This window comes from Deinococcus alpinitundrae (genome assembly GCF_009982895.1).
Taxonomy (GTDB): domain Bacteria; phylum Deinococcota; class Deinococci; order Deinococcales; family Deinococcaceae; genus Deinococcus; species Deinococcus alpinitundrae.
Window position 1 is genome coordinate 125,638 of the sequence record NZ_WXZL01000006.1, and the last position, 21,819, is coordinate 147,456.

Consider the following 21,819-nt stretch of genomic DNA (forward strand, 5'->3'; position numbering starts at 1 on the left):
AGTCAGGGTGGCCTCCTTCCTGTTTGGTGCTCAGTACTTTTGCAGCAACTGGGGTAAATCGGTACCCAGCGAGCCGTCGCCGAGCGAGTCGCTGTTGTAGACCCGCCGGAAACGGCCCTGGCGGTCGAGCACCGCGATCTGGTCGCCGTGCAGGATGGTGCCGCTCTCCGTTTGGGTGTCGAGAATGAAAAAGGTGCGGGCGGCGGCCTTGGCGACTTCAGGTGTGCCGGTCAGGCCGCGAAACCGGGCGTCGAAGTTGTCGAGGTAAGCGCGCATCACTCTGGGCGAATCGTGCTGCGGGTCCACGCTGACGAGCTGCACCTGCACCTCACGCTGCTGCTCGGCGCTGAGTTGCCGGTAAATCTTGGAAAGGCGGCCCAGGGTCAACGGACAGACGTCCGGGCAGCGGGTGAAGCCGAAAAAAACCAGCCGTACCTGGTCGGACGCGCCGCCCAGCATGGCCGGTTGCCCGTCGTCGCGAACCATCTGGAGCGCCGAGACGCGCGGTGCCGGGTCGAGTGCGGTGCCGCCCAGCGCCTCGGCGGTATTGCCACGAAAGAACAGCAGCCCGCCCAGCACGGCGGCGACGGACAGCAGGGCAGCGGTAAGCCACTTCATAAGGACTTAATCTAGTCCGATCCGGTGGGGATGGGTGTCCCTGGGCCGCGGCGGATACAGATGGTACTCAATTCCTAACCGCCGAACCCGTATGTTTTCCCTGCGTCGGTTGGTCGGCTGTCGTCGTCTCCGTGAAACGATTCGAGTTCAAGTCCCGATCAGTCCGCCGTCTCGGGGTAGCGGGTGATGACTAGGCCGATATTCAGCTTGCCCATCTGCCGCAGCAGCTCCGGCGGAAAGTAACTCGTCTGGGTCTCGCTGCCGTACAGCCCCAGCGGGCGGTCCTCGATGCCGAAATCGAGCAGGATGGCGTCCACGCCGGGGTATTCGGCCAGCGTAGAGAGGGCCGCCTCGTGGCGCTTGAGAAACAGCTCGGCGTCGCTGGCTTGCTGGGCAGGCTGCCGGAAGGAAGCCGCACTCGCCAGGGCCGCAAAACCCGATTGCCCGTGCTTGAGTTCCTGGCCCGCGTCCCCCGGACTGTGGCGGGCAGTGAGCTTCTCGCCGCGCCGCCAGACTTTCATCGGCGAGAGGCGGCTGCGGCGCAAAAAGGCGTCCACCTCGAATTCGGCTCCAACTGCTCTCAGCACGCACGACACGCGGCCTAGTCTAGCGGACTGGGCTGCTCCTGCGCTGACCCCTGCCGGGGTGGGTCGGGGTCAGCGCAGCCCCGGCAGCAGTCAGCCAGCAGACCATCAGGCGGCCCGGCGTGGGCGGCGCAGCAGAGAGACCAGCCATACCACCAGCAGCAGATCAAGCGCGGCGATGCCCGTGAGGGCCAGCGGGGTCGCGGCGGGTCCGAATGCGTCGCGCAGCGAGCCGATGACCGGCGAGAACAGAACCGGCCCCAGAAAGCCCCCGGCGAACACCAGCGTCGGAGCATTGCGCCCCGGCAGTTCGCGGCTCAGCCACACCAGGCTGGTGGCGAACACCGGGGCCAGAAACAGCCCGGTCAGGCTATAGGCGGCAGGAGCGGCGGCGGGAATGCTGGCGCAGGCCAGGCTGACCAAGGCCAGCGCCAGCGCGCCGGTCACGAGTTGCGGCGGCGCGAAGCGCAGGGTCAGCGGCGCGGTGATCATTCGCCCGGCGGTGAAGAAGACCCAGTAGAGCGAGGAGACCTGGCTGGCGGCGGCAGTGCTCAGGCCCAAGCCGTCGCGCAGCGCCGTGACTTCCCAGGCCCCCACCCCGCCCTCGACGGCCACGTACACCAGGAACAGCAGGACAAACACGCCCAGCAGCAGGTGGGACCGGGCCGGGCGGCCAGCGGGTGCCGACGCCCGATCGGGGGGCGTGGGGCGCGGGGCAGGCGAGCGGGGCAGCCTCAGCAGCGGCCACAGCAGCAGCCCGGCAAACACCGCGCAGCCCAGCAGCGGCAATTGCACGTTGCCGCCCGCCCGGCCCACCGCCAGCGGAGCCAGCACCGCTCCGACGCCGAATCCGGCGCTGAGCAGGTTGAGCATGGCCGCGCTGCGCTCGCCGTAGCGCACCGAGAGCCACACGTTGATGGTGAGGTCGAGCATCCCGAAGCCCAGGCCCAGCAAGGCTGAGGCCAGCAGCGCCAGCGGAAAGTCGGGTGCGAAGGCCAGGCCCAGGCTGCCCAATGCCGTGAGCAGGAGGGCCGCCGCCGCCCGCCGCTCGGCCACCAGTGAGGCGGGCAGCAGCCCGGCCAGCACCACCCCCAGAAAGGACCCCGCCGAGTTGGCGCTCAGCAGCAGCGAGGCTCCGGTGGCTTGCAAACCGAACTGCGCGCTGAGCCGGGGCAGCGCCGGGCCGAGAATCGGGTAGATGATGCCCAGCAGCAGAAAAATACCGAGGGCCACCACCGCCAGGCTGCGGGGCGGGGCGGGAAGAACGCTGGAAGTGGACTGCACCGACGCAGCATAGCCGCACGGCAGGGGAGAAGACCCGACTATTCCAGCGGCAGACTGGTCGTACTTTTTTCCTGTTTGACGATGATGGTGCTGTTGGTGTTGCGCACGCCCGGAATGGCGGCCAGCACGTCCACCAGAAAGCGCTGGTAAGCGTCGAGGTCTGGCACGCAGACCTTCAGGAGAAAGTCACTCTCGCCCAGGCACAGGTAGCATTCCAGCACTTCCGGGCGGCGAATCATGTGCTCGGCGAAGGTCTGGAAACCGGGCTTGGTCTGCTTGTCGAGGCTCACATTCACGAAGACGGTCAGGTCCCGCCCCACCTTCTTGGGATCGAGCAGGGCCACGTAGCGCCGGATGACGCCCTCCTCCTCCAGCCGCCGCACCCGCCGCAGGGTCGGGGCCGGGGTCAGGCCCACCTCGTCGGCCAGCTCGGTGTTGGGAATGCGCCCGTCGCGCTGCAAGATGCCCAGTATTCGGCGGTCGATGGCGTCCAGCTCAGGTTGAGACATCTTCAGAGTCTAAAGCCTTCATCGGCGCATTGATATTGCTTGAGGGCGGCGTTTCGGGCACGCTTCGGCAATCCTGAGGGCCGGGCTGAGGACTACCATGGAGTCAAACTTCAAAGCGAACGCGCCCGCACACGGCGCAAACGAGGACATGATGCAGATTGGACTTCCCAAGGAAATCAAGGTCAAGGAAAACCGGGTCGCCCTGACGCCCGGTGGTGTGGGCACGCTGACCCGGCGCGGCCATCAGGTCATCGTGGAGCGCGGTGCGGGCATTGGCAGTGGCATCCGCGACGACGAGTACACGGCGGCGGGTGCTCAGCTCGGCAGCGCCGACGACGCCTGGGCCGCCGAGATGGTGGTCAAGGTCAAGGAACCAATCAAGTCGGAGTACGCTTACCTGCGTCCCGACCTGCTGCTGTTTACCTACCTGCACCTGGCCGCCGACCGCGCCCTGACCGAAGCGCTGCTCGCCTCGGGCACCACCGGCATCGCCTACGAAACGGTGCAGAGCACGGACGGTAGCTTGCCGCTCCTGATGCCGATGAGCGAGGTGGCCGGGCGGCTGAGCATCCAGGCCGGGGCCTACCACCTGCAAAAGCCGCAGGGCGGGCGCGGGGTGCTGCTCGGCGGCGTGCCGGGCGTGCAGGCCGGGCACGTGGTCATCATCGGCGGCGGCGTGGTGGGCACCAACGCGGCCAAGATGGCGATGGGCCTGGGAGCCAAGGTCACCATTCTGGACGTGTCGCACCGCCGCCTGACCTACCTCGACGACGTGTTCTTCGGCAAGCTCACCACCATGATGAGCAGCGAGGCCAACATCCGCGCCCTGTTGCCCGAGACCGACCTCTTGATCGGCGGCGTGCTGATTCCCGGCGCGCGCGCGCCGCACCTCGTGACCCGTGACATGCTTCCCCTGATGCAGGAAGGCAGCGTCATCGTGGACGTGGCGGTCGATCAGGGCGGCTGCGTCGAGACGATTCGCCCCACCACCTACGACGATCCGGTCTATGTCGAGGAAGGCATCATCCACTACGGCGTGGCGAACATGCCCGGCGGCGTGCCGCGCACCAGCACCTTCGCGCTGACCAACCAGACCCTGCCGTTCGCGCTGCAACTCGCCGACCACGGCGTCAGTGCGCTCCTCGGCAACGAGGCGCTGAAAAAGGGCCTGAACACCATCAGCGGCAAGCTGACCTTCCAGGGCGTGGCCGACGCGCTCGAACTGCCGTTCACTCCACCGGAAGACGCGCTCAGAATGCCGGTGGCCTAACCCGCCTCCCCGTCTCCCTGCGCCGCTGCCGATTCTGGGGCGGCGCTTTCCTGTCGCTCCAGCAGGTTCTGCAACTGCCCGAAGGCCGCCACCACGCGCGGAAACCCCAGGTAAGGGATCATGAACAGCAGCGCCTCGCGCACCTCGGTTTCGCTGGCCCCGGCCCGCAGCGCGCCGCGCAGGTGGGTCTTGAGTTCGGCCTCCGCGCCGAGACTGGTCAGCAGGGCGCAGGCCAGCAGCTCCTTGGTCTTGAGGTCCAGACCGGGGCGCTGGTACACCGTGTCGTAGGCAAACTCGCGGATGTACCCGGCCAGATCAGGGTCGAGCTTCTCCAGCCGGGCCTGGATGCGGTCATGCTGAGCGCCGAAAATCAGGTGGCGGGCCGATGAAGTCGGAGACGTGTCGTCTGAACTGGACATGGCGGCAGTATAGAAAAGCGCCCCGCTTCCGTCGTCAGACAGGGAAACGGAGCGCTAGAGGGGTAACTCTACTTCTTAACGGCTTTCTGCGCCGCCGCCGTCAGATCGGTGGTCTGGGTGTTGGCGTAGATGACGATACTGCTGCTGGCTGCCTTACGTTTGTCGAGCACCACCGTGAAGCCCTGCGCCTTGGCCGCTGCCGCGACCGCCGCGTTGACCGATCCGGCGACGGGCGCAAACGCCTTGCGGCGCTGCACGTCGTAGTTCTTGAGGGCCGTCTGGTAAGTCGTCTGGGCTTTCTTGAGCGCTTGCACGTCGGCGGCGCTGGCCTTGCCGGTGTTGACCTTGGCCTGAAGCGTGCCGATGGCCTGGCTCTGCTTGCCCAGATCCGTGTCGGCCTTCTGGTTGAGGGTCACGAAGGCCGGGCCGCCCTTGCTGCTCTCGATAACCTTCTGCACGTCCACCAGCCCGACCTTTCCGGCCTTGAGGGTGGCCGCGCCTGCCAGCCCGGTGATCAGTGCGGCGGCCAGCAGGGTGGTCTGGGTGGGCGAGAGATTGAGTTTGCCCGGCATTTACTTCTTCGCCAGCGCCGTTTTCACTGCGTCGGTCAGATCGGTGCTGGGGTCGGCGTAGACCACCAGGCCGTTGGCGGTGGCGGCGTCCATCACCACAGCCACGCCGTTGGTCTTGGCGGCGGCGCTCACGGCGCTGTCCACTTGGGTGGTGATCGGGTTGACCTTGGCCGAGATCTGGGCGTCGTAATCCTTGGCCTTGGCCTGGATGGTCGTGATCAGCTGGCTGAGCTTGTCCTTGTCGGCGGGCTTGATGGCCGATCCCTGGGCCTGAAGCGCCTTGATCTGCGTGTCGAGCGGCTTGAGTTCGTCGTCGGCCTTCTTCTGGAGGGCCACCACCGCCGCGTTGTCGGGGTGCGCCTTCAAGACCTCGGCCACGTTCACGAAGGCGATCTTCTGCGGCGCGGTCTGGGCGTGGGGGGTGAGGCTGCCGAGAGCAAAGCCGCCCACCAGCAGGGCAGGCATGGCGAGACTGAGTTTGAGATCGAACTTGGGCTTGGGGATACGCATGGTGAGCACGCTAGCATGCTCATTTTTGAGCATCGTGAACGCAGAAATCAGCGGGCCGTCAGTGTTCCGGCGGCGGTCCCTGGCTCCGAATCACTTCCTGGTCATGGCCGCTTTCACCGTGCCCGTCAGGTCGGCGCTGGGATCGGCGTACACCACGATGCCCGACTGCTGGGCGAGGTTGGCGTTGAGCACCACCGCGACGCTGTTGGCTTTGGCGGCGGCAGCGACGGCGGCGTTGGCCTGCTGGGTGATCGGAGCGAGCTTGGCGTTGACCTGGGCGTCGTAGTCTTTCGATTTGCTCTGGGCGGCGCTGATCAGTTGATTCAGCCTGTCTTTGTCGCCCGCGCTGATCTGGCTGCCCTGCTTGAGCAGCGGCTGGATCTGGTCGTCGAGGGCCCCCAGTTCAGCGTCGCGCTTCTGGCCCAGGGCCACCACCGCCGCGTCGTCGGGGCTGGCCTTGAGAATCTCGGCCACGTTGATCAGGGCGACCTTCTGCGGAGCACTCTGGGCGTGGGGCGCGAGATTGCCGAGCAGCGCGCCGCCGATCAGGAGCGCAGGCAGGGCGAGCAGGGCCGTGGCCTTCTTGATGGGCTGCATGGCACCGAACGTAGCACGCTGGTTGCTGAGCGCCGTGAAAGGCAAGGCGCAGAGCGCTGCCGAGGGCGCTAGACTCTTCTTTATGCTGGTGCGCGAGTGGATGACGCCCGACCCCCTGACCGTTTCGCCCACGACCCCGGTGATGGACGCCCTGGGCCTGCTCAAGGCGCGCGGCTTTCGGCGGCTGCCGGTGGTGGAAGGCGGAGAGCTCATCGGCATCACCACCCGCAAGGACCTCAAGGACGCGCTGCCGAGTAAGGCGGCCACCCTCAGTATCTGGGAAGTTCACGCTCTTTTGAGCAAGCTGACGGTGGGGGAGATGATGGCCCGCCCGGTCATCACGGCGCAGGAGGGCGAATACATGGAAGACGCGGCCCTGCGCATGCGCCAGCGCGCTGTGGGCGGCCTGCCGGTGCTCGACGGACGTAACCAGCTGTGCGGCATGCTGACGGTGGGCGACGTGCTGGAAGCCTTTACCCATATCCTCGGCCAAGACGAGGGCGGCACCCGCCTGCACCTGCGCCTGCCCGACGTGCCCGGCAGTCTGGAGCGGGCGGCGCGCGCCGTGCAGCCGAGCAACATCATCTCGCTGGCGACCAGCGGCACCGAACGCAGCGCGTCGGGTGAAAAAAAGCGGACCTTCGTGATGCGGGTCGTGGGTGAGCACGCCGCAGGGGCACGCCACCGCCTGCGCGAGGCGGGGTTCGAGGTGGAGTGAGACGAAATTGAACGGAGCGCTCAGCATTCCAGCGAACGGACTGAGGCTCAACGAGTACGGTTTGGCGGAGATGCAAAGAAAGAAGGTGTTCTTTTCGGAGTTCCTGGAATTGGAGCCAAATCGCATGGGTGCCTGGAACCGAGTCTGGCTCAGTCCTCGGCCAGCAGCTCAGGGCGCAGCCCCGGTGCGGCGCTCTTCTGCGCGGCCAGATGCACGTAGCCCTCGATCAAATGCACGATCACCGGGTTGTGGGTATGGACCCCGTGGGCCTCGCCCGGCTCGCCCTCCTCAATGAAGTGAGCGATGACCGCCGCCTCGCCGTCGCGTGACAGCAAAAAGGCACTCTGCCCGACCGCCGCCACACTGGGCAGATCCGTCAGGGTGGTCTGCACTATCCTCACGCCTCTAGGCGTCAGGCGCTCCAGGCGGCTGAGCAGATCGGCGCGGCCCGCCATCACCAGGCTGGCGCGCGCGTTCAGGGTCAGGTCCTCGCACATCGACGTGATGGCCGCGTTGCCGTAGAGGTGGTACACCGCTTCGGGGGCCGGGTCGGGCGCGAGGCGCGAGAGGTCGCGGTCGAGCGCGCCCAGACGATCATCGAACGAGCGCCGGGCGCGGGCCAGGTACTCTCGGGCCGAGAGGGGCGCGTATTCGAGCGGGTTTTGCCCCACGCGGGCGGCCAGGCCGCGTCCTTCCAAGCGCTCCAGCGTTTCGTAGATCTTGGGCCTGGGAATGCCTGCCTGCCGCGCCACACGGGCCGGAACGGCCCGCCCCAGGGCCAGCAGGGCCGTGTAGGCGCGGGCCTCGTATTCGGTAAGCCCCAGCGCTTGCAGGTGAATGACGGCGCTCATTTCCGCCCAGTGTACGGGATTTTGCAACGCCGGGCGGCGGCATGCCGCCGCCGTACAGCACAATGCGCCGCCCTGGTTATCCGGGCGGCGCAAAGCCAACGTCTCTTGGATCAGTTGTCGAACAAGAAGCGCTGCTCGACCGGGCGGGCAGGCGCGGGCGGTGCCGTGGTGCCCAAGTGCGCTACAGACTTACTTGAACTGCTTGAGGGCAGCGGCCAGTTCGGCGTCTTTGGCGGTGTCGACGACGGCCACGCCCTGATCGGGGTTGGTCGGCTGGGCAACCGGCGGGGCGATGTAGGTGAATTTGCCGTCCTTGTCGGCCACCACGTCTACCGGCTTGCCGCCGATGTTCAGCGTCACCTTGGCGCCGGCCTTGACGCCGCTGCCGGTGAAGTTGAGCGGCAGTGGGCGGCGGTTGTCGTCCACCTTGACATCCGGCGTGATGCCCTTTTTCTGAATCTGGCGGCCATTGGGGGTCAGCCACTCGTTGGCGACGATGCGCACCTGCGCGCCGTTGACCAGTTCCACCGGGGTCTGAGCCACGCCCTTGCCGAAGCTGGTTTCACCGACGATGGTGGCCCGCTTGGTGTCCTGCAAAGCTCCGGCTACGATCTCGCTGGCCGAGGCACTGTTCTTGTTGATGAGCAGTACCAGTTGCCCGGTGTAGTCGGTGGACTGGGCCTTGGCGGTGTCGTAGACGGTGGTTTTGCCCTTGTTGTCACGCAGCGAGACGATCGGCCCTTTTTGCAGGAACTGATCGGCCACGAACACGCCCGACGACAGCAGCCCGCCGCCGTTGTCGCGCAGATCGAGAATCAGTTTCTTTATGCCTTTCTTGTTCATGTTCTGCACGGCGGCCGAGAATTGTTCGTTGACCTTCTCGCTGTAGAAGGTATTGAGGGCGATGTAGCCGACGTTGCCCGGCAGGACGGTCTGCTCGACGCTGACGATGGTGACCGGCTGGCGCTCCAGGGCCACCGTGTAGGTGGATTTGCCGCGCCCGAAAGTGATGTTGACTTTGGTGCCCTTCTCGCCGCGCACCAATCGCACCACGTCGTTAAGGCTCAGGGTGGTCACGTCCTTGTCACCGATCTTGAGAAACACATCGCCGGTCTGCACGCCGCCCTGAATAGCCGAGCCGGTCTTGAACACGGTGTCGACCTTGGCCCCGGTGCCGTCGGCGTTGGCTGCCGTGAGCTGAATGCCGATGCCGAAAAACGCGCCGCTGAGGTTTTCCTGATCGGTCTGGTTGTCCTGGGCCTCGACGTAGTAGGTGAATTCGTCGTCGAGCGAGGCGATCATGCCCTTGATGGCCCCGTTCATCAACTTGTTGTCGTCGAGCGGCCTGAGGTAGAGCTGGTGCAGCGCGCCGAACAGCTGGACGAACGCCTTGCCGTTGGTCGTCTTGACGATGTCGGTGGTGCTGTAGGTCGTGAACTGCGCGTAGCCCACGGCGGCGGTGGCGGCCAGTGCGCCTGAGACGAGCAAAAGACGTTTTCTCACTGGGTCAGCATAGCGGCACGGGGTGAAGGACGGTTAAGGCGCAGGTGACATTGATCAGGTGATACGGCTGCCGCGTCACAGCCAGATTGGGTGCTGAGTTCAAATTGGGCACTGGACTGAAACCCGGCGCTGCGCCGAAGCAAGCTGCTGGGCCAAGACGGCCTGGGCGGCCCTCTCATGAGCGGCAACCCAGTCACATTCATAAGCTCTTAAGCTATCCTGTGCCCGGTCATGACTTTCCTTCCTTCCTTCTTTTTTGCGCGCTGCGCCGCTTTGCGGCGGGCCGGGCCACGATGATCGAATTTCGCAGCGTGAGCCTGGAATACGCCGTGACCCGCACCCTGGCCCTCGACGACGTGCATCTGTTTGTCGGCAAGGGCGAATTCGTGTACCTGGTGGGCCAGAGCGGCGCGGGCAAGAGCAGCTTCATGAACCTGATCATCAAGCGCCACCTGCCCACGCGCGGTGAGGTGCTGATTGCGGGCGAAGCGCTCAGCCGCTACCGGGGCGCGCGCACCGCCACCCTGCGCCGCCGCATCGGCATGGTGTTTCAGGACAATCTGCTGCTGCCGCACCTCAACGCGCAGGACAACGTGGCCTTCGCCCTGCGCGTCACCGGGGTGCCCAGGCGCGAGTGGTCCACGCGGGTCGGCGGGGCGCTCAGGACCGTGGGGCTGGAGCACAAGAAGCTGGCCCTGCCGCTGCAACTCTCGCAGGGCGAGCAACAGCGCGTCGCCATCGCCCGCGCCATCGTCGGTGATCCGCCCTTGCTGCTGGCCGACGAACCCACCGGCAACCTCGATCCCGACAACAGCCGCGAAGTGCTCAAGGTGCTGCAAAACGTCAATTTGCGCGGCACCACTGTGCTGGTCGCCACCCACGCCCGCGATCTGGTCGAGACCTTCCGCCACCGCACCCTGACCCTGCGCCGGGGCAAGCTGGTGCGCGACGATCCCTACGGCGGCTACGCGTTGTGAGCGGGCTGAGATGAATTTTCATTTCCGCGAGGCGATGCTGCAAATGCGCGGCAATTTCACCGCCACCTTCTCCACCCTGATTACCATGACGCTGACCCTGCTGATGCTGGGCTTCGTGGTGCTGCTGACCCTCAACGTGGACCGCACCCTCTCGCAGCTCGAATCGCAAGTCGAGATCGCTGCTTTTCTGAGTGACGGGGCCGATACCGGGGCGCTGACCCAGGCCGTGCGCGACCAGCCGCAGGTGACCGAGGTGCGCCTGGTGGACAAGACGCAGGTGCTCAGCGAGATGAGCCGCGACTACCCCTACGCCGAGGAAGCCGCGACGCTGGCGGGCAATCCCTTTCCCGATACCCTGCGGCTGCGGGTGGCGCGGGTCGAGGACTCACGGGCGGTGGCCGAACTCGTCCGCAAGTTGCCGGGCGTCACCGACGTCGAATACGGCGCGGGCTACGTCGATCAGACGGTCAAGACGCTCAGCACCGTGCGCGGGGCCGGGTACGCGCTGGTGGGGTTGCTGCTCGTCGGCACCTTATTTAACATTCTCAGCGCGGTGCGGGTCGCCATCTACGCCCGGCGCAACGAGATCAGCGTGATGCGGCTGCTGGGCGCCACGCGGGCCTTTATCCGCGCTCCGCACCTGATCGAGGGCGTGCTGCTGGGCCTGCTGGCCGGATTGATCGCCTCGGGTCTGCTGGCCCCCAGTTACCTGGAGCTCTCGCTGCGGGTGCAGCAGCTGGTGCCGGTGCTGCCAATCATCACCGACCTCTCGACCATCTCGCCGGTGCTGGTGGGGCTGCTGCTTCTGGGTGTGCTGGTGGGGCTGGCGGGCAGCTTGTTCGCCACCCGGCGCTACCTGCGGGAACTGGAGTAGGCGAGGTGCCTGCCGCTTCTCCTTCCCGCCGCTGGACGGCTGGCCTGCCGACCCTGTGCCTGATCACCCTGGGTTTGCTGGCAGGCAGCCTGGTCACGGCCCAGCAGCAGGTCTCGCCAGCCGTCCAGTCGACCTCCGGGTCCAAACCGGCGGCAACAAAACCCGTCACGCCCAAATCCGCGCCGGTGACCGCCCCCCTTGGCCTGCCGTCGCCGCCGCCCAGTCGTCCCGATCCGTACAACCTGAACCTGCCGACCACCAGTCAGAAATTGCAGCAGCTTCAGCAGCAACTCGCTGCCCAGAAGCAGCTCAGCAGCGCCCAGCAGTCGCAGCTCGAAACCCTGCGGAAGAACATCGCCTCGCTGAGTGCCCAGCAAAAAGACGTGCTGGGCCAGATCGACACGCTGGAAAACCGTATCGCTGCGCTGCAAAACCAGAAGCTCAAGCTGGAGCAGGCCATCCGGGGCGCGCTGGTTGACCTCGGCCAGACCCGCGGTCAGGTGGCGCGCACCTCCGAGCGCGTTTCGCGCCTGCAAGCCGACGTGCGCCAGCTGCTCGAACTGCTCTACCGCGAGCGCAGCGGCCAGTACCTGCGGTTGATCAACCAGGCCAGCAGCTTGTCGGATCTGGTGATTCGCAGCCGCTACGCCAACATGGGCGGCGAACACAACGTGGACGTGATCGAGGACCTCAGAACCCAGCGCCTGAGCCTCCAGACCCAGCAGGCCCAGCAGTCTGCCCAGACCGCCCAGCTTCAGGACCTGCGCAGCCAGCAGCTTGCCCAGCTCACCCGGCTGCGTGACGCCCGCGGTCAGCAGCAGACGCTGGTGGCCCGCCTCCAGCAGACGCAGGCGGGCAAGCAGGCGCTGGCGCTGCAAACCCGTGCCCAGCAAGCACTCACCGTTCAGAGCATCAACACGCTGGTGGGCGGTATCGTCTCCGAGCGCAGCCGCATCGAGGCCGAGCGGCGGCGGCGCATCGAGGCCGAGCGCGTGCGCCGCGCCGAGGAGTTGCGCCGCATCCGCGAAGCCCAGGAGCGTGCCCGCCAGGAAGCGGCCCGGCTGGCCGCCATTCAGGAAGCCCAGCGCCAGGAAGCCCTGCGGCAAGCGGCGCTGCGGCGTGCCCAGGCCCAGGCGGCAGCCGCCGCGCAGGCACGGGCCGAGGCCCAGGCCCGCATCGAGACCGAGCAGGCCCGCGCCGCCGCCGAGCAGCGTGCCAGCCAGCAACGCTCGGCTGCCAATGCCCGGGAGCAGAGCAGCTTGCAGGCGCGGGCCAGCCAGATTCAGGCCCAGCAGCAGCAGGCCGCCGTCGAGCTTGCGCCGCTACCAGCGGCCAGTGGACCGCTCGGGTTTCCGCTGCCCGGCGGCGCGGTCGTCACGCCGTTCTCGGTGGCGGTCCCCTGGACCCTGATCAGCGGCCCGACGGGCGCGCAGGCGGTGGCCGCAGCAGGCGGCAATGTGCTGGCCGTCACCAACTATGCCAGTCTCGGCTGGGTGGTGCTCATCGAACACAGCCCGGTGCTGGCCACTGCCTACATCGGCCTGGACTTGCCCAGTGTGGATGTGGGCGCGCGGGTAGCGCCGGGCCAGGCGCTCGGCACCATCGGCGGCTCCCCTGTGTTCGGCGCGGACCGGATGGCCTTTCAGGTCAACCGCATCGGCGCGGACAACAGCCGCCAAGCGGTGCCGCCAACGTTCTGAAGAGGAGAGGCGGAGCGCAGGGAAAGCCTGAGAAGCAAGTGCCCTGAGTCTTTTCCTGCCTCCCGCGAACCACTTCCCACCCCAGGGAGCTTACGGGTGAACAGTCACCGTGAGCTGGCCCTGGGCACTGCGCTCGCCTTGCTGGGCGATCACATTCAAGGTGTATTGCTGCGAGGGCGCTGTGGCCGAGGCGCTCAGGCGCAGCGTGGCTTCGGTATTGGCGGGCACGCTGGCCGGGTCGAGTGCGGCGCTCAGCACCGCGTCCGGCAGCTGCAAGCTCAGCTTGACCGGGCCGAGTGCCGCCGCGAAGCCGCCGGGCCGGGCGGTCACCTCCACCGTCTCGCCGGGCCGCACCGTCACTTCCGGGAGCCTGCCGCCCGAGGGCGTGCCGAACACCACGTAGCCGCCCGCGCAGCCCACCGTTCTGAGCGCCGAGATGTCGCCCACCCCGAAGGCCAGTGCCGGAAACAGCGACGAGATGGCCATGCCGAAGCCCAGCGCGGCCCACCGGGGGTGGCGCCCAAGTTGCGAGGTCGCCAGCGCGATGCCGCCCGGCCCCAGCAGCAGCGGCGGCAGCAGGGCCAGCACGGTGTGGCCCTCGCAGGCGGGCAGCAACGCGCTCCCCACGCCCCGGACCAGAAAAAACAACGCTGAGCCGAGCGCGAAGCCCCCCAGGGTGGCGAGTGGGCTGGAGGACGGCGGACGCAGCAGGGTCATGCGGGAGAGCCTAGCGCGGCGGGTGGGGGCCGGGTGTACCTGCTGAACGCCCGGCGCGCCTAGCGTTCTTCCTGCGCCAGTTCCAGCAGGCGCGTTACCAGTTCGGGATAGCTCAGCCCGCCCGCTTCCCACAGCTTGGGGTACATGCTGGTGGCGGTAAAGCCAGGCATGGTGTTGACCTCGTTGAGAAACAACTCGCCGGTTTCCTCGACATAGAAAAAATCGATCCGGGCCAGCCCGGCGCAGTCGAGCGCTTTGAAGGCAATCAGGGCCAGTTCGCGCACCCGCGCGGCCACCTCGGCGGCGATAGGCGCGGGGATGTGCATGCTGGCACGGCCCTCGGTGTATTTGGTGTCGTAGTCGTAGATCAGGCCCTCGAACTTCAGTTCGCCCACCGGACTTGCTTTGGGCGCGTCGTTGCCCAGCACCCCGACTTCCAGCTCGCGTGGCTTGTGGGCGGCAGCGGCTTCCAGAATCACCCGGCGGTCGAGCGCGAAGGCGGCGGCCAGGGCCACGCTGAGGTCGCCTTCATGGGCCACCCGGCTGACCCCCACCGAGCTGCCCAGGTTGGCGGGCTTGACGAACAGCGGAAAGCCCAATTCGCGCGCCGCCTGCACCCCGACGTCGGGGTCGGTCTGCCAGGCGTGGCGGGTCACCAGACGGTAGGCCACCTGCGGCACACCCAGGCTGGCCAGCACCTGCTTGGTCATGACCTTGTCCATGCTGGCCGCACTGCCCAGCACGCCCGACCCCACGTAAGCTGCGCCGGTCAGGGTCAGGAAGCCCTGCACCGTCCCGTCCTCGCCGTGCGGGCCGTGCAGCAGTGGCCACACCACGTCGTAACCGGCGACCTCATAGGGCCTCAGTTCGCCGGAGGCGGACACGGCGACCTCACTCTGGCCCGGGCGTTCCTGACTGCCCTGGTTCAGCACCCGCGCCGTCTCGCCCCGGCCCAGCCAGCGGCCATCCGTGCCGATCACCAACGGCGTCACATCGAAGCGCGACTCGGGGAGGGCCGCGAGCACGCTGCGGGCACTCATCAAGCTGACGGCATGTTCACCGCTCTGGCCACCGCACAGCAGCAGCACACGGGTTTTTCCGGACTCCGAGAAGGACGTTTCTGAAGAACTCACGCCCGGCAGTATGCCAGCTCCGCGCCGCCCAGGACAGCCGCACGCCGGTGTCGGTCCCAACCCTTCGATGCCGGCACCCATGATGTGTATCATACGTCTCATACTGATGATGCTCACCAAAGTCATGACAGGGGTAGCAAGCGTGTCAGGCATACATCAGCGACCCGGGATGTTTCTCATCTTGAACTGGGTCCACCATCATGCATTCGTCTAGACCTTGGGTTATGATGCGCGGGTCTGCACAAGGTCTGAACTCTTACTTCACGTCGGCCAAGCGCTCACGCCGAAGGAAAAATCCATTCAGATCACCCCAGCTTCCGGAGGAACACGAATGATGAAACCCACTTCCCTGACCCTTCTTACCGCCCTGCTGCTCGGCTCCGCCGCCTTCGCGGCCACGCCCAAGGACACGCTGGTCATCCAGCAGTCCAACGACACGCCGACGCTCGACCCAACGGCCAACTACGACACCGGCAGCAGCAACATGATCGAGAACATGTACGACACGCTGTGGACTTACAAGGGCAACAGCCTGCGCGCCTTCACGCCGATGTTGGCGACTGCCGTTCCGACGTTTACCAACAACGGCAAGACCCTAACGGTCAATCTGCGTAAGGGCGTCAAGTTTCACTCGGGCAATTCGTTTACCTGCGCCGATGCCCAGTACACCTTCGAGCGCAACCTGGTGACCAACAGCGCCGAGTCGGGCAACTGGTTTCTGGCCGAGTCGCTGACCGGGACCCAGGCCAACGCCAACGACGACAAGTCCGTGACCTGGGACAAGATCAGCAAGGCCGTGCAGTGCAATGCCCAGGGCCAGCTCGTCTTCACCCTGCCCAAGGCCGACCCGGCGTTCCTGGCCAAGCTGGCCTTCTCGGGCCAGAGCATTCTCGACAAGCAGTGGGCCATCAAGCAGGGCGAGTGGGACGGCACCGAGAAGACCTGGAAGGACTGGGTCGGCAAGGACGTGCAGGGCAGCAACCTTTCCAAGAACCCCAGCGGCACCGGCCCCTACCAGCTGGTCAGCCGCGACGCCAACGCCCTCTTGTTCAAGGCGTTCGCCGGATATTGGGGCAAAAAGCCCGCCATCCAGAACGTGATCGTGCAGAAGATTCCCGAGCTGGCCGCCCGTCAGCAGGCCTTCCTGCGCGGTGACGCCGACCTGGTCGAGACCGGGAGCCGTGCCAACATCGAAGAGCAGCTCAAGGGCAAGCCCGGCGTGGTGATCGTGGACGGTCTGCCCAACACCAGCGCCACCGGCATCTTCATGAACGAGAACATCAAGGCTGGGGACGCGCTGGGCAGCGGCAAGCTCGACGGCAACGGCATTCCCGCCAACTTCTTTTCCGACGCCAACCTGCGCCGGGGCTTTGCCTACTCGTTCAACTACGCCCAGTACATCCAGGACGTACAGCAGGGCAAGGGCAAGCAGCGCACCATGCTGCTCCCCGATTCGTTCCCCGGCTACGACGCCAAGGTCAAGACCTACAAGTTCGACGCGGCCCAGGCCAAGAGCTACTTCCAGAAAGCCTGGGGCGGCAACGTCTGGAAAAACGGCTTTACCCTGAACGCCGATTACCGCGCGGGCAGCGTGGCCGCCCAGACGGCCATGGAAATCCTCAAGAAGAACGTGGAAGCCCTCAACCCCAAGTTCAAGGTCAATATCAAGCAAAAGCAGTGGGCCGATATGCTCAACGACTCCAAGCAGGGCAAAGAGCCGATGATCATTATTGGCTGGGCACCTGACTACGCCGATCCCGACAACTTCATGTACACCTTCTACTCCAGCAACGGCTACTACTTCCCGCGCAGCAACTGGAAGGACGCCGCCGTGGACAAGTGGCTCGATCAGGCCCGCGCCACCGTCAACCCCGCCGAGCGCAACAAGCTCTACTCGCAGGTGGCCAACCGTGCTTACGAGCAGGCTCCCTACCTGCTGGTGCCCGCCGGTGTGGGTCTCTACGCCATCCGCGACAATCTGGTCGGCGCGAACGCCAGCACCTACAATCCGATGCTGGGATCGAGCACTCTCTTTACCGGCACGGCCTGGAAGGACCTCAGCAAGAAGTAAGGCCTCTTTCTCTGGTCAAGGGGAGCGGACGGTGTGCAGCCGCCGCTTCCCTTTTTGATGTGCCCTGCCTGTGCGAGTCGGAAGTTCTCGGCCTTCACCCTTCCGTTAATTCCGCACGTGTGCAGCAGCACACTAAGCCATTTGGCGTAAGTTAGGGATCAATGAACAACGTCTTAGGGAGCGGCTATGCTTAACTTCATCATCCGGCGCATCGCCCAAATTCCTCTGGTGATGCTGGCCCTCTCGCTGCTGCTGTTTGTCATCATCTTTCAGCTCACGCCCGCGCAGCGCGCCGCCGGGTATATCCGCAGCGAGCAGCAGGCCGCGCAGCTTGACAACATCATCCGCCAGCGCGGGCTGGATCAGCCGTTTCCGATTCAGTACGGCAAGTGGCTGTCGTCCACCGTGCAGGGCGACCTGGGCTTCTCGCGCACCAGCAGCAAGCCGGTATTCGACACCATGAAAGAGCGGCTGCCCAGCACCATCGAACTCTCGCTCTACGCGGGCATTCCGATCGTGCTGCTGGGCATCTGGCTGGGTACCCTGTCGGCGCTCAACAAAGACCGCTTCGTGGACCAGTTTCTGAGGGTTTTCGCGGTGCTGGGCACTTCCCTGCCGAGTTTCGTGCTGGGTATCGTGCTGCTCAAGTTTCTTTACGGCTCGCTCGGCTGGCTGCCGGGACCGGGACAGGTGGATGTGCTCAACCAGTTCGCCGTGCTCGACCCCACCTTCAAGCACTACACCGGGATGCTCAGCGTCGATGCCATGCTCAACGGGCGCTGGGCGGTGGCCGGAGACGTGCTGCGCCACCTGATCATGCCGGTGCTGACCCTGGTGATCATCTTCAGCGCCAACATCTTGAAGGTGATGCGCGCCCAGATGCTCGAAACCCTGACCAGCGACTACGTGCGCACCGCCCGTGCCAAGGGCCTGGGCAACAAGGCGGTCAACCTCAAGCACGCCCGGCGCAATGCACTCTTGCCCATCGTCACCCTGACCGGCTTCACCGCCATCAACCTGCTGGCTGGAGCGATCATTACCGAAACGATCTTCGCTTACCCCGGCGTGGGGCAGTGGGTCGGCAGCGCGGCGCAAAACCTCGACGTTCCGGCGGTTATGGGCTTCGCGCTGCTCTCGGCCATCATCGTGGTGGTCATCAGCACCCTCACCGATCTCTTTTACGGGGTGGTGGATCCGCGTGTGCGTTTCGACTGATCGAGCGACTGACCGTGCGCCGGCTCGTCAGCGCCATGAGCCGAGTTTCACTTCATTCAAGGCGGTGATCTTGTGACCACGACCCTTCCCACCTCTACTCCCGAACAAACGCCGGGGCGCTTCAAGTCATTCTTCTCCTCGCGTCCGGTCGTCAAGCTGCGGCGCAACAAGCTGGCGGTCGCCGGGCTGATCATGACCTTCGTTTTCCTGATGGTGGCCGTGTTCGCGCCGTTTATCGCCGCGCCCAGTCAGGCGGCGGGCGGCAACTGTCTGCGCGACCTGGGCATTACCCAGACCAGCCAGATCTACAACCCGGCGGGCGGGGCCTTCTGGAAGGTGCTGCTGACCGCGCCAGACAGCTGCTACCACACCGAGCGCGAGAGCTTCTCGCCGATTCCCACGCCGCCGGGGGGAGGCGCGTACTTCGGGACCTCGCAGGGCTACGACATCTTCTACGGCATGATCTGGGGCACCCGCGTCATGATGAAGCTGGGGCTCGTCATCGTGGCGATCACACTGTTCACCGGCATCGTCGTCGGAGCCGTCAGCGGTTACTATGGCGGCTGGCTCGACAACCTGATTCAGCGCTTCATCGACGTGATGCTCTCGCTGCCGAGCCTGGTCCTGACCATCGTGCTGCTGACGGTGCTGGGGCCGAGTATCAGCAGCATCATCCTGGCGTTTTGCCTCACCGGCTGGACCCAGTACGCCCGCATCGTGCGCGGCGATATTCTGCGGACCCGCAACCTGGAATTCGTGGACGCTGCCCGCAGCCTGGGCGCACGCGACTTCCGGCTGATCTTCAAGCACGTGTTGCCCAACTCGGTGGCCTCGGTGCTGACCATCGCCATCCTTGACCTCGGCACCATTCCGCTGAGCATCGCCGCGCTCTCGTTTCTGGGCATTGGCCTGCCGGTGGGCTATACCGACTGGGGTCAGTTTATGAGCTTTGCGCGTGCCTGGATGGACAACCAGTACTGGTACGTGACGGTGCTGCCCGCCGCCTTCATCATTCTGTTCAGCCTGGGCTGGAACCTCTTCGGTGACGCGGTGCGCGACGCCTTTGACCCGCGCACCCGCTGAGCCGACCCCCTACCCAAATTGTCACCGATCCCCCCTTCGATGGGGGGATTTTCCGTGTGCCAGACAGCAAATATCCACATCAAATCCAGATCAAACCCTTCCGAAATCGGCGCACAATACCTTCACCCTATGAAACGCCTGCTGCTGCTCGCCCTGGCCCTGAGCCTGACGCCCCCGGCTTTCTCGCAGACCACCCCCCTGCCGCTCCTGGAGTCGGCAGCCAAGCGCGCGTCCTCCAGTTCGCCCGCTGCCAGCACCCCGGGCAGCCAATCACCTGCCCAGGATATCTTCGACGAGGTCAACGAACTGATTCAGGAGCAGTACGGCGGCCTCAGCACGGTGGACCGCTCGGCGCTAACCAAGGACTACCAGTCACGGCTGGCGGCGGTGTGCGCGTCTGACCCGGCCAGTTGCGGTGCCGAGAAGGCCTTTCCGGTGGTGTCGGCGGAAGTCACCGCGCTGGGCGACGACCACACCTTCTTTCAGGACCCGGACGATTACAAGGATTTCATCACCAGCGCCACCGGCGGCAACCGCTTGCAGTTCGGCGTACGACTGGCGACCCTCGACGGCGAGAGCCGCCTGGTGCTGGACGTGATTCCCGGCAGCGCCAGCCAGGACGCGGGCCTTCAGCGCGGCGACGTGCTGCGGACCATCGACGATCAGCCTTACACCTACGCCGGACTCAAGGCCGCCAAGGAGGCCGGAACGCCCACCCGTCTGGGCCTGGAGCGGCTCGGCACGCCTCTCACGTTGACACTGACCTCCCGCGAGAGCAGTTCGCGCGATCTGCCGCGCCTGAGTTTCCTGAACGCGCCGGACGGTCAGCCCGGCAAGGTCGCCCTGCTGAGAATTCCCACCTTTCTGTCGGGCGGCAGCGTGGCCCAGACGGTGCACGACGAGGTGAGAGCAGCCCAGGCGCAGCAGGCCAGCGGCATGATCGTGGATCTGCGCGGTAACACCGGGGGCGATCTCAGCGAGTGTGACGGCGCGGCCAGCGCCTTCGTGCCGATGTTCACCCGCCTCTCAAAGATGGCCCAGGGATCGAGCCGCACGGTGGTGCGCAGCGGATCGCGGCTCGACGACGGGCGCATCCGCAGCAGCGTGCAGAGTCCGGCCTTGTGGACCGGCCCGCTGACCGTGATGGTCGACGGCGGCAGCGCCTCGTGCAGCGAGTTCTTCGCTTACGAGTTGCAGTACGCCAAGCGCGCCACCATCGTCGGTGAGGCGACGGCGGGCGTGGGCAACACCGCCACCCGCATCTTCCCGCTCGACAGCGGCGCGGCCCTGCAACTGACCATTCTCAACTACGCCAAGCCCGACGGCACGCCCTACCCGGTACGAATCAAACCCGATGTCAGCGCCACCACCGACCTCACCGCGCTGAGTAAGGGCGACGACACACTGCTGAGCGCTGCCGCCCTGACCCTCAAGACGGCCCCGGTACTGGGCAGCGGCGACGCGCAGGTCAGCGGCAACTGAGGTTTCTCGACTGGGTCTCGTCAACTGGGCGACGCGGGTAGGCTCAGCGTTTGTAGACCTTGAAGCGGGCCGTCAGGTCGAAGGTGGCGCAGGGCGCTTCGCCGCTGTAAACGGGTGCAGCACAGACAGTCAACTTGCCGCCCGCGCCCAGCGTGTCGGGAAGGCGTTCCCCGGCCAGATCTCTGAGTTTGCCGAAGCGGCCCACCAGTTCCAAATGGTCGTAGCTCGCCGAATCCAGCGCCAGATGCAGCGGGTCGTCGCCAGGATTGACCAGCGGCGTGAGCGGCAGCCACTGCCCCTTGCCCTTGGTGTCTTTCACGAACAGGGTCGCCGAGACGCGCGGCACCACGAAGAAGGTGCGGCGGCCCGGCCAGCGCTCACGCAGCGCCAGCGGCAGCCGCAGCTGCATTGAGTGTAGGTCTCGTCGGGCAGGGCGAAATCCACCCGGTCCACCTTGAAATAGCTGTCGGTGCAGACGAGGCTGACTTTCTCGCGCGGCACGGTGAAGGTGGCGGCGAAGGCAGTGGCCTGGGCGCACAACGCGCAGGCCAGAGCGAAACCGGTGCCGAGCCGGATCGGACGGGTGGATCGCTTCACTTTGCTCCTGAACTAGCTGATGAGTTGAACCTGAACGGTGTCGGTCGGCGGACTGTACTCGCAGCTGAAGTCGGCGCGGCCTGAGAAGTTGGAGCCGGAAACGACCCAGCCGTCCCAGCGCTTGCCGTCGGCATTCGAGGTGATCTGGCCGCCGGCCTCCTGGGCATCGGGAAACTGGGCAGCGAGCTGACCGAGTTGGGAGAGCAGTTCGTGCTCGCAGCGCTGCATCAGTGCGCTGGAGGCGATACCGCCCGACAGATCGTCGGCCACCGGCACCGGGCGCATGATCAGAAAGATAAGCGCTGCTGCCGTCCACAGTAGCCCGCCGCCCAGCACCCAGCCCCAGCGCCAGGGCCGGGCACGCTGCGCCGCCCGCACCTCGGCGCGGTAGCGTTCACGCGCCTGATGGTGGGCCGCCTGCTGCCGCGCTCCCTGCTCGGCCCGCTTCAGCGCCGCTTCCTCCAGCAGAATTTGACGCTTCTCGTCGTCGCTCAGCACCCTTCCATACTAGCAATGTACTCACTTAAGTATGATG

At 65.9% G+C, this 21,819-nt stretch carries 24 protein-coding genes; 9 read left to right on the plus strand and 15 right to left on the minus strand.

Translation table 11 applies throughout. The annotated features are described in order from the left end of the window. Nucleotides 1-30: 30 nt before the first annotated feature. The 4 genes from GUI70_RS07550 to GUI70_RS07565 form a co-directional block, all read right to left on the minus strand. On the minus strand, nucleotides 31-618 hold the full coding sequence (locus tag GUI70_RS07550; RefSeq protein WP_161881684.1) for an SCO family protein: 588 nt from the start codon (nucleotides 616-618) through the stop codon (nucleotides 31-33). Between the two features lie 158 nt (nucleotides 619-776). After that, entirely contained in the window at nucleotides 777-1,214 is a 438-nt protein-coding gene (locus GUI70_RS07555; protein ID WP_161881685.1) for a hypothetical protein, read from the minus strand. Between the two features lie 96 nt (nucleotides 1,215-1,310). Next, nucleotides 1,311-2,486: an MFS transporter gene (locus tag GUI70_RS07560; RefSeq protein WP_161881686.1), complete on the minus strand. Its 1,176-nt coding sequence runs from the start codon at nucleotides 2,484-2,486 to the stop codon at nucleotides 1,311-1,313. Nucleotides 2,487-2,524: 38 nt separating this feature from the next. Continuing rightward, a complete protein-coding gene (locus GUI70_RS07565; protein WP_161881687.1) occupies nucleotides 2,525-2,995 on the minus strand; it encodes an Lrp/AsnC family transcriptional regulator in 471 nt (156 codons plus the stop codon). 151 nt (nucleotides 2,996-3,146) lie between these two features. Between GUI70_RS07565 and ald the strand changes: the two genes are divergently transcribed. After that, entirely contained in the window at nucleotides 3,147-4,265 is a 1,119-nt protein-coding gene (ald, locus tag GUI70_RS07570) for an alanine dehydrogenase (protein WP_161881779.1), read from the plus strand. Here the strand turns inward: ald and GUI70_RS07575 are convergent. The 4 genes from GUI70_RS07575 to GUI70_RS07590 form a co-directional block, all read right to left on the minus strand. After that, complete coding sequence (locus GUI70_RS07575) at nucleotides 4,262-4,684, minus strand: carboxymuconolactone decarboxylase family protein (RefSeq protein ID WP_161881688.1); 423 nt, start codon at nucleotides 4,682-4,684, stop codon at nucleotides 4,262-4,264. The genes ald and GUI70_RS07575 overlap by 4 nt on opposite strands. A 68-nt stretch (nucleotides 4,685-4,752) precedes the next feature. After that, nucleotides 4,753-5,256, minus strand: a complete 504-nt coding sequence (locus GUI70_RS07580; RefSeq protein WP_161881689.1) for an OmpH family outer membrane protein — start codon at nucleotides 5,254-5,256, stop codon at nucleotides 4,753-4,755. Beyond that, the gene (locus GUI70_RS07585; protein WP_161881690.1) at nucleotides 5,257-5,766 is read right to left on the minus strand and encodes an OmpH/Skp family outer membrane protein; all 510 of its coding nucleotides are present in this window, start codon (nucleotides 5,764-5,766) and stop codon (nucleotides 5,257-5,259) included. A 90-nt stretch (nucleotides 5,767-5,856) separates the two neighbouring features. Further along, complete coding sequence (locus GUI70_RS07590; protein ID WP_161881691.1) at nucleotides 5,857-6,363, minus strand: OmpH family outer membrane protein; 507 nt, start codon at nucleotides 6,361-6,363, stop codon at nucleotides 5,857-5,859. A gap of 82 nt (nucleotides 6,364-6,445) precedes the next feature. On the opposite strand from GUI70_RS07590, the gene GUI70_RS07595 reads away from it, so the two are divergent. Further along, nucleotides 6,446-7,081, plus strand: a complete 636-nt coding sequence (locus GUI70_RS07595) for a CBS and ACT domain-containing protein (protein ID WP_161881780.1) — start codon at nucleotides 6,446-6,448, stop codon at nucleotides 7,079-7,081. Between the two features lie 149 nt (nucleotides 7,082-7,230). On the opposite strand, the gene GUI70_RS07600 is transcribed toward GUI70_RS07595, so the two are convergent. Then, nucleotides 7,231-7,932, minus strand: a complete 702-nt coding sequence (locus GUI70_RS07600) for a TrmB family transcriptional regulator (RefSeq protein WP_161881692.1) — start codon at nucleotides 7,930-7,932, stop codon at nucleotides 7,231-7,233. A gap of 189 nt (nucleotides 7,933-8,121) precedes the next feature. Beyond that, the gene (locus GUI70_RS07605; protein ID WP_161881693.1) at nucleotides 8,122-9,435 is read right to left on the minus strand and encodes a S41 family peptidase; all 1,314 of its coding nucleotides are present in this window, start codon (nucleotides 9,433-9,435) and stop codon (nucleotides 8,122-8,124) included. A gap of 293 nt (nucleotides 9,436-9,728) precedes the next feature. Here GUI70_RS07605 and ftsE point away from each other — a divergent pair, with 293 nt between their 5' ends. The 3 genes from ftsE to GUI70_RS07620 are packed head-to-tail and all read left to right on the plus strand — an operon-like array spanning nucleotide 9,729 to nucleotide 12,986. Beyond that, on the plus strand, nucleotides 9,729-10,412 hold the full coding sequence (ftsE, locus tag GUI70_RS07610) for a cell division ATP-binding protein FtsE (RefSeq protein ID WP_161881781.1): 684 nt from the start codon (nucleotides 9,729-9,731) through the stop codon (nucleotides 10,410-10,412). Between the two features lie 10 nt (nucleotides 10,413-10,422). Further along, nucleotides 10,423-11,286 (plus strand): cell division protein FtsX, encoded by an 864-nt coding sequence (locus tag GUI70_RS07615; protein ID WP_161881694.1) that lies wholly within the window; start codon nucleotides 10,423-10,425, stop codon nucleotides 11,284-11,286. Between the two features lie 5 nt (nucleotides 11,287-11,291). After that, on the plus strand, nucleotides 11,292-12,986 hold the full coding sequence (locus GUI70_RS07620) for a M23 family metallopeptidase (RefSeq protein ID WP_161881695.1): 1,695 nt from the start codon (nucleotides 11,292-11,294) through the stop codon (nucleotides 12,984-12,986). A 90-nt stretch (nucleotides 12,987-13,076) separates the two neighbouring features. Here GUI70_RS07620 and GUI70_RS07625 read toward each other — a convergent pair whose 3' ends face one another. Further along, nucleotides 13,077-13,703 (minus strand): hypothetical protein, encoded by a 627-nt coding sequence (locus tag GUI70_RS07625; RefSeq protein WP_161881696.1) that lies wholly within the window; start codon nucleotides 13,701-13,703, stop codon nucleotides 13,077-13,079. 59 nt (nucleotides 13,704-13,762) lie between these two features. Then, on the minus strand, nucleotides 13,763-14,743 hold the full coding sequence (locus GUI70_RS07630; protein WP_237724787.1) for a D-alanine--D-alanine ligase family protein: 981 nt from the start codon (nucleotides 14,741-14,743) through the stop codon (nucleotides 13,763-13,765). A gap of 424 nt (nucleotides 14,744-15,167) precedes the next feature. On the opposite strand from GUI70_RS07630, the gene GUI70_RS07635 reads away from it, so the two are divergent. The 4 genes from GUI70_RS07635 (at nucleotide 15,168) to GUI70_RS07650 (ending at nucleotide 20,687) form a co-directional block, all read left to right on the plus strand. Then, a complete protein-coding gene (locus tag GUI70_RS07635) occupies nucleotides 15,168-16,907 on the plus strand; it encodes an ABC transporter substrate-binding protein (protein ID WP_438503461.1) in 1,740 nt (579 codons plus the stop codon). Nucleotides 16,908-17,093: 186 nt separating this feature from the next. Next, entirely contained in the window at nucleotides 17,094-18,122 is a 1,029-nt protein-coding gene (locus tag GUI70_RS07640; RefSeq protein ID WP_161881699.1) for an ABC transporter permease, read from the plus strand. Nucleotides 18,123-18,194: 72 nt separating this feature from the next. Further along, a complete protein-coding gene (locus tag GUI70_RS07645; RefSeq protein WP_237724775.1) occupies nucleotides 18,195-19,205 on the plus strand; it encodes an ABC transporter permease in 1,011 nt (336 codons plus the stop codon). Between the two features lie 129 nt (nucleotides 19,206-19,334). Further along, entirely contained in the window at nucleotides 19,335-20,687 is a 1,353-nt protein-coding gene (locus GUI70_RS07650) for a S41 family peptidase (protein WP_161881700.1), read from the plus strand. A gap of 43 nt (nucleotides 20,688-20,730) precedes the next feature. Here the strand turns inward: GUI70_RS07650 and GUI70_RS07655 are convergent, their stop codons facing one another. Genes GUI70_RS07655 through GUI70_RS07665 form a run of 3 tightly spaced genes read right to left on the minus strand, consistent with a single transcriptional unit; the run spans nucleotide 20,731 to nucleotide 21,782 of the window. Next, the gene (locus GUI70_RS07655; protein WP_161881701.1) at nucleotides 20,731-21,096 is read right to left on the minus strand and encodes a hypothetical protein; all 366 of its coding nucleotides are present in this window, start codon (nucleotides 21,094-21,096) and stop codon (nucleotides 20,731-20,733) included. Next, nucleotides 21,003-21,284, minus strand: a complete 282-nt coding sequence (locus tag GUI70_RS07660) for a hypothetical protein (protein ID WP_161881702.1) — start codon at nucleotides 21,282-21,284, stop codon at nucleotides 21,003-21,005. Before GUI70_RS07660 ends, GUI70_RS07655 begins: the two co-directional genes overlap by 94 nt. 12 nt (nucleotides 21,285-21,296) lie before the next feature. Continuing rightward, nucleotides 21,297-21,782 (minus strand): hypothetical protein, encoded by a 486-nt coding sequence (locus tag GUI70_RS07665; RefSeq protein ID WP_161881703.1) that lies wholly within the window; start codon nucleotides 21,780-21,782, stop codon nucleotides 21,297-21,299. Between the last annotated feature and the right edge of the window lie 37 nt (nucleotides 21,783-21,819).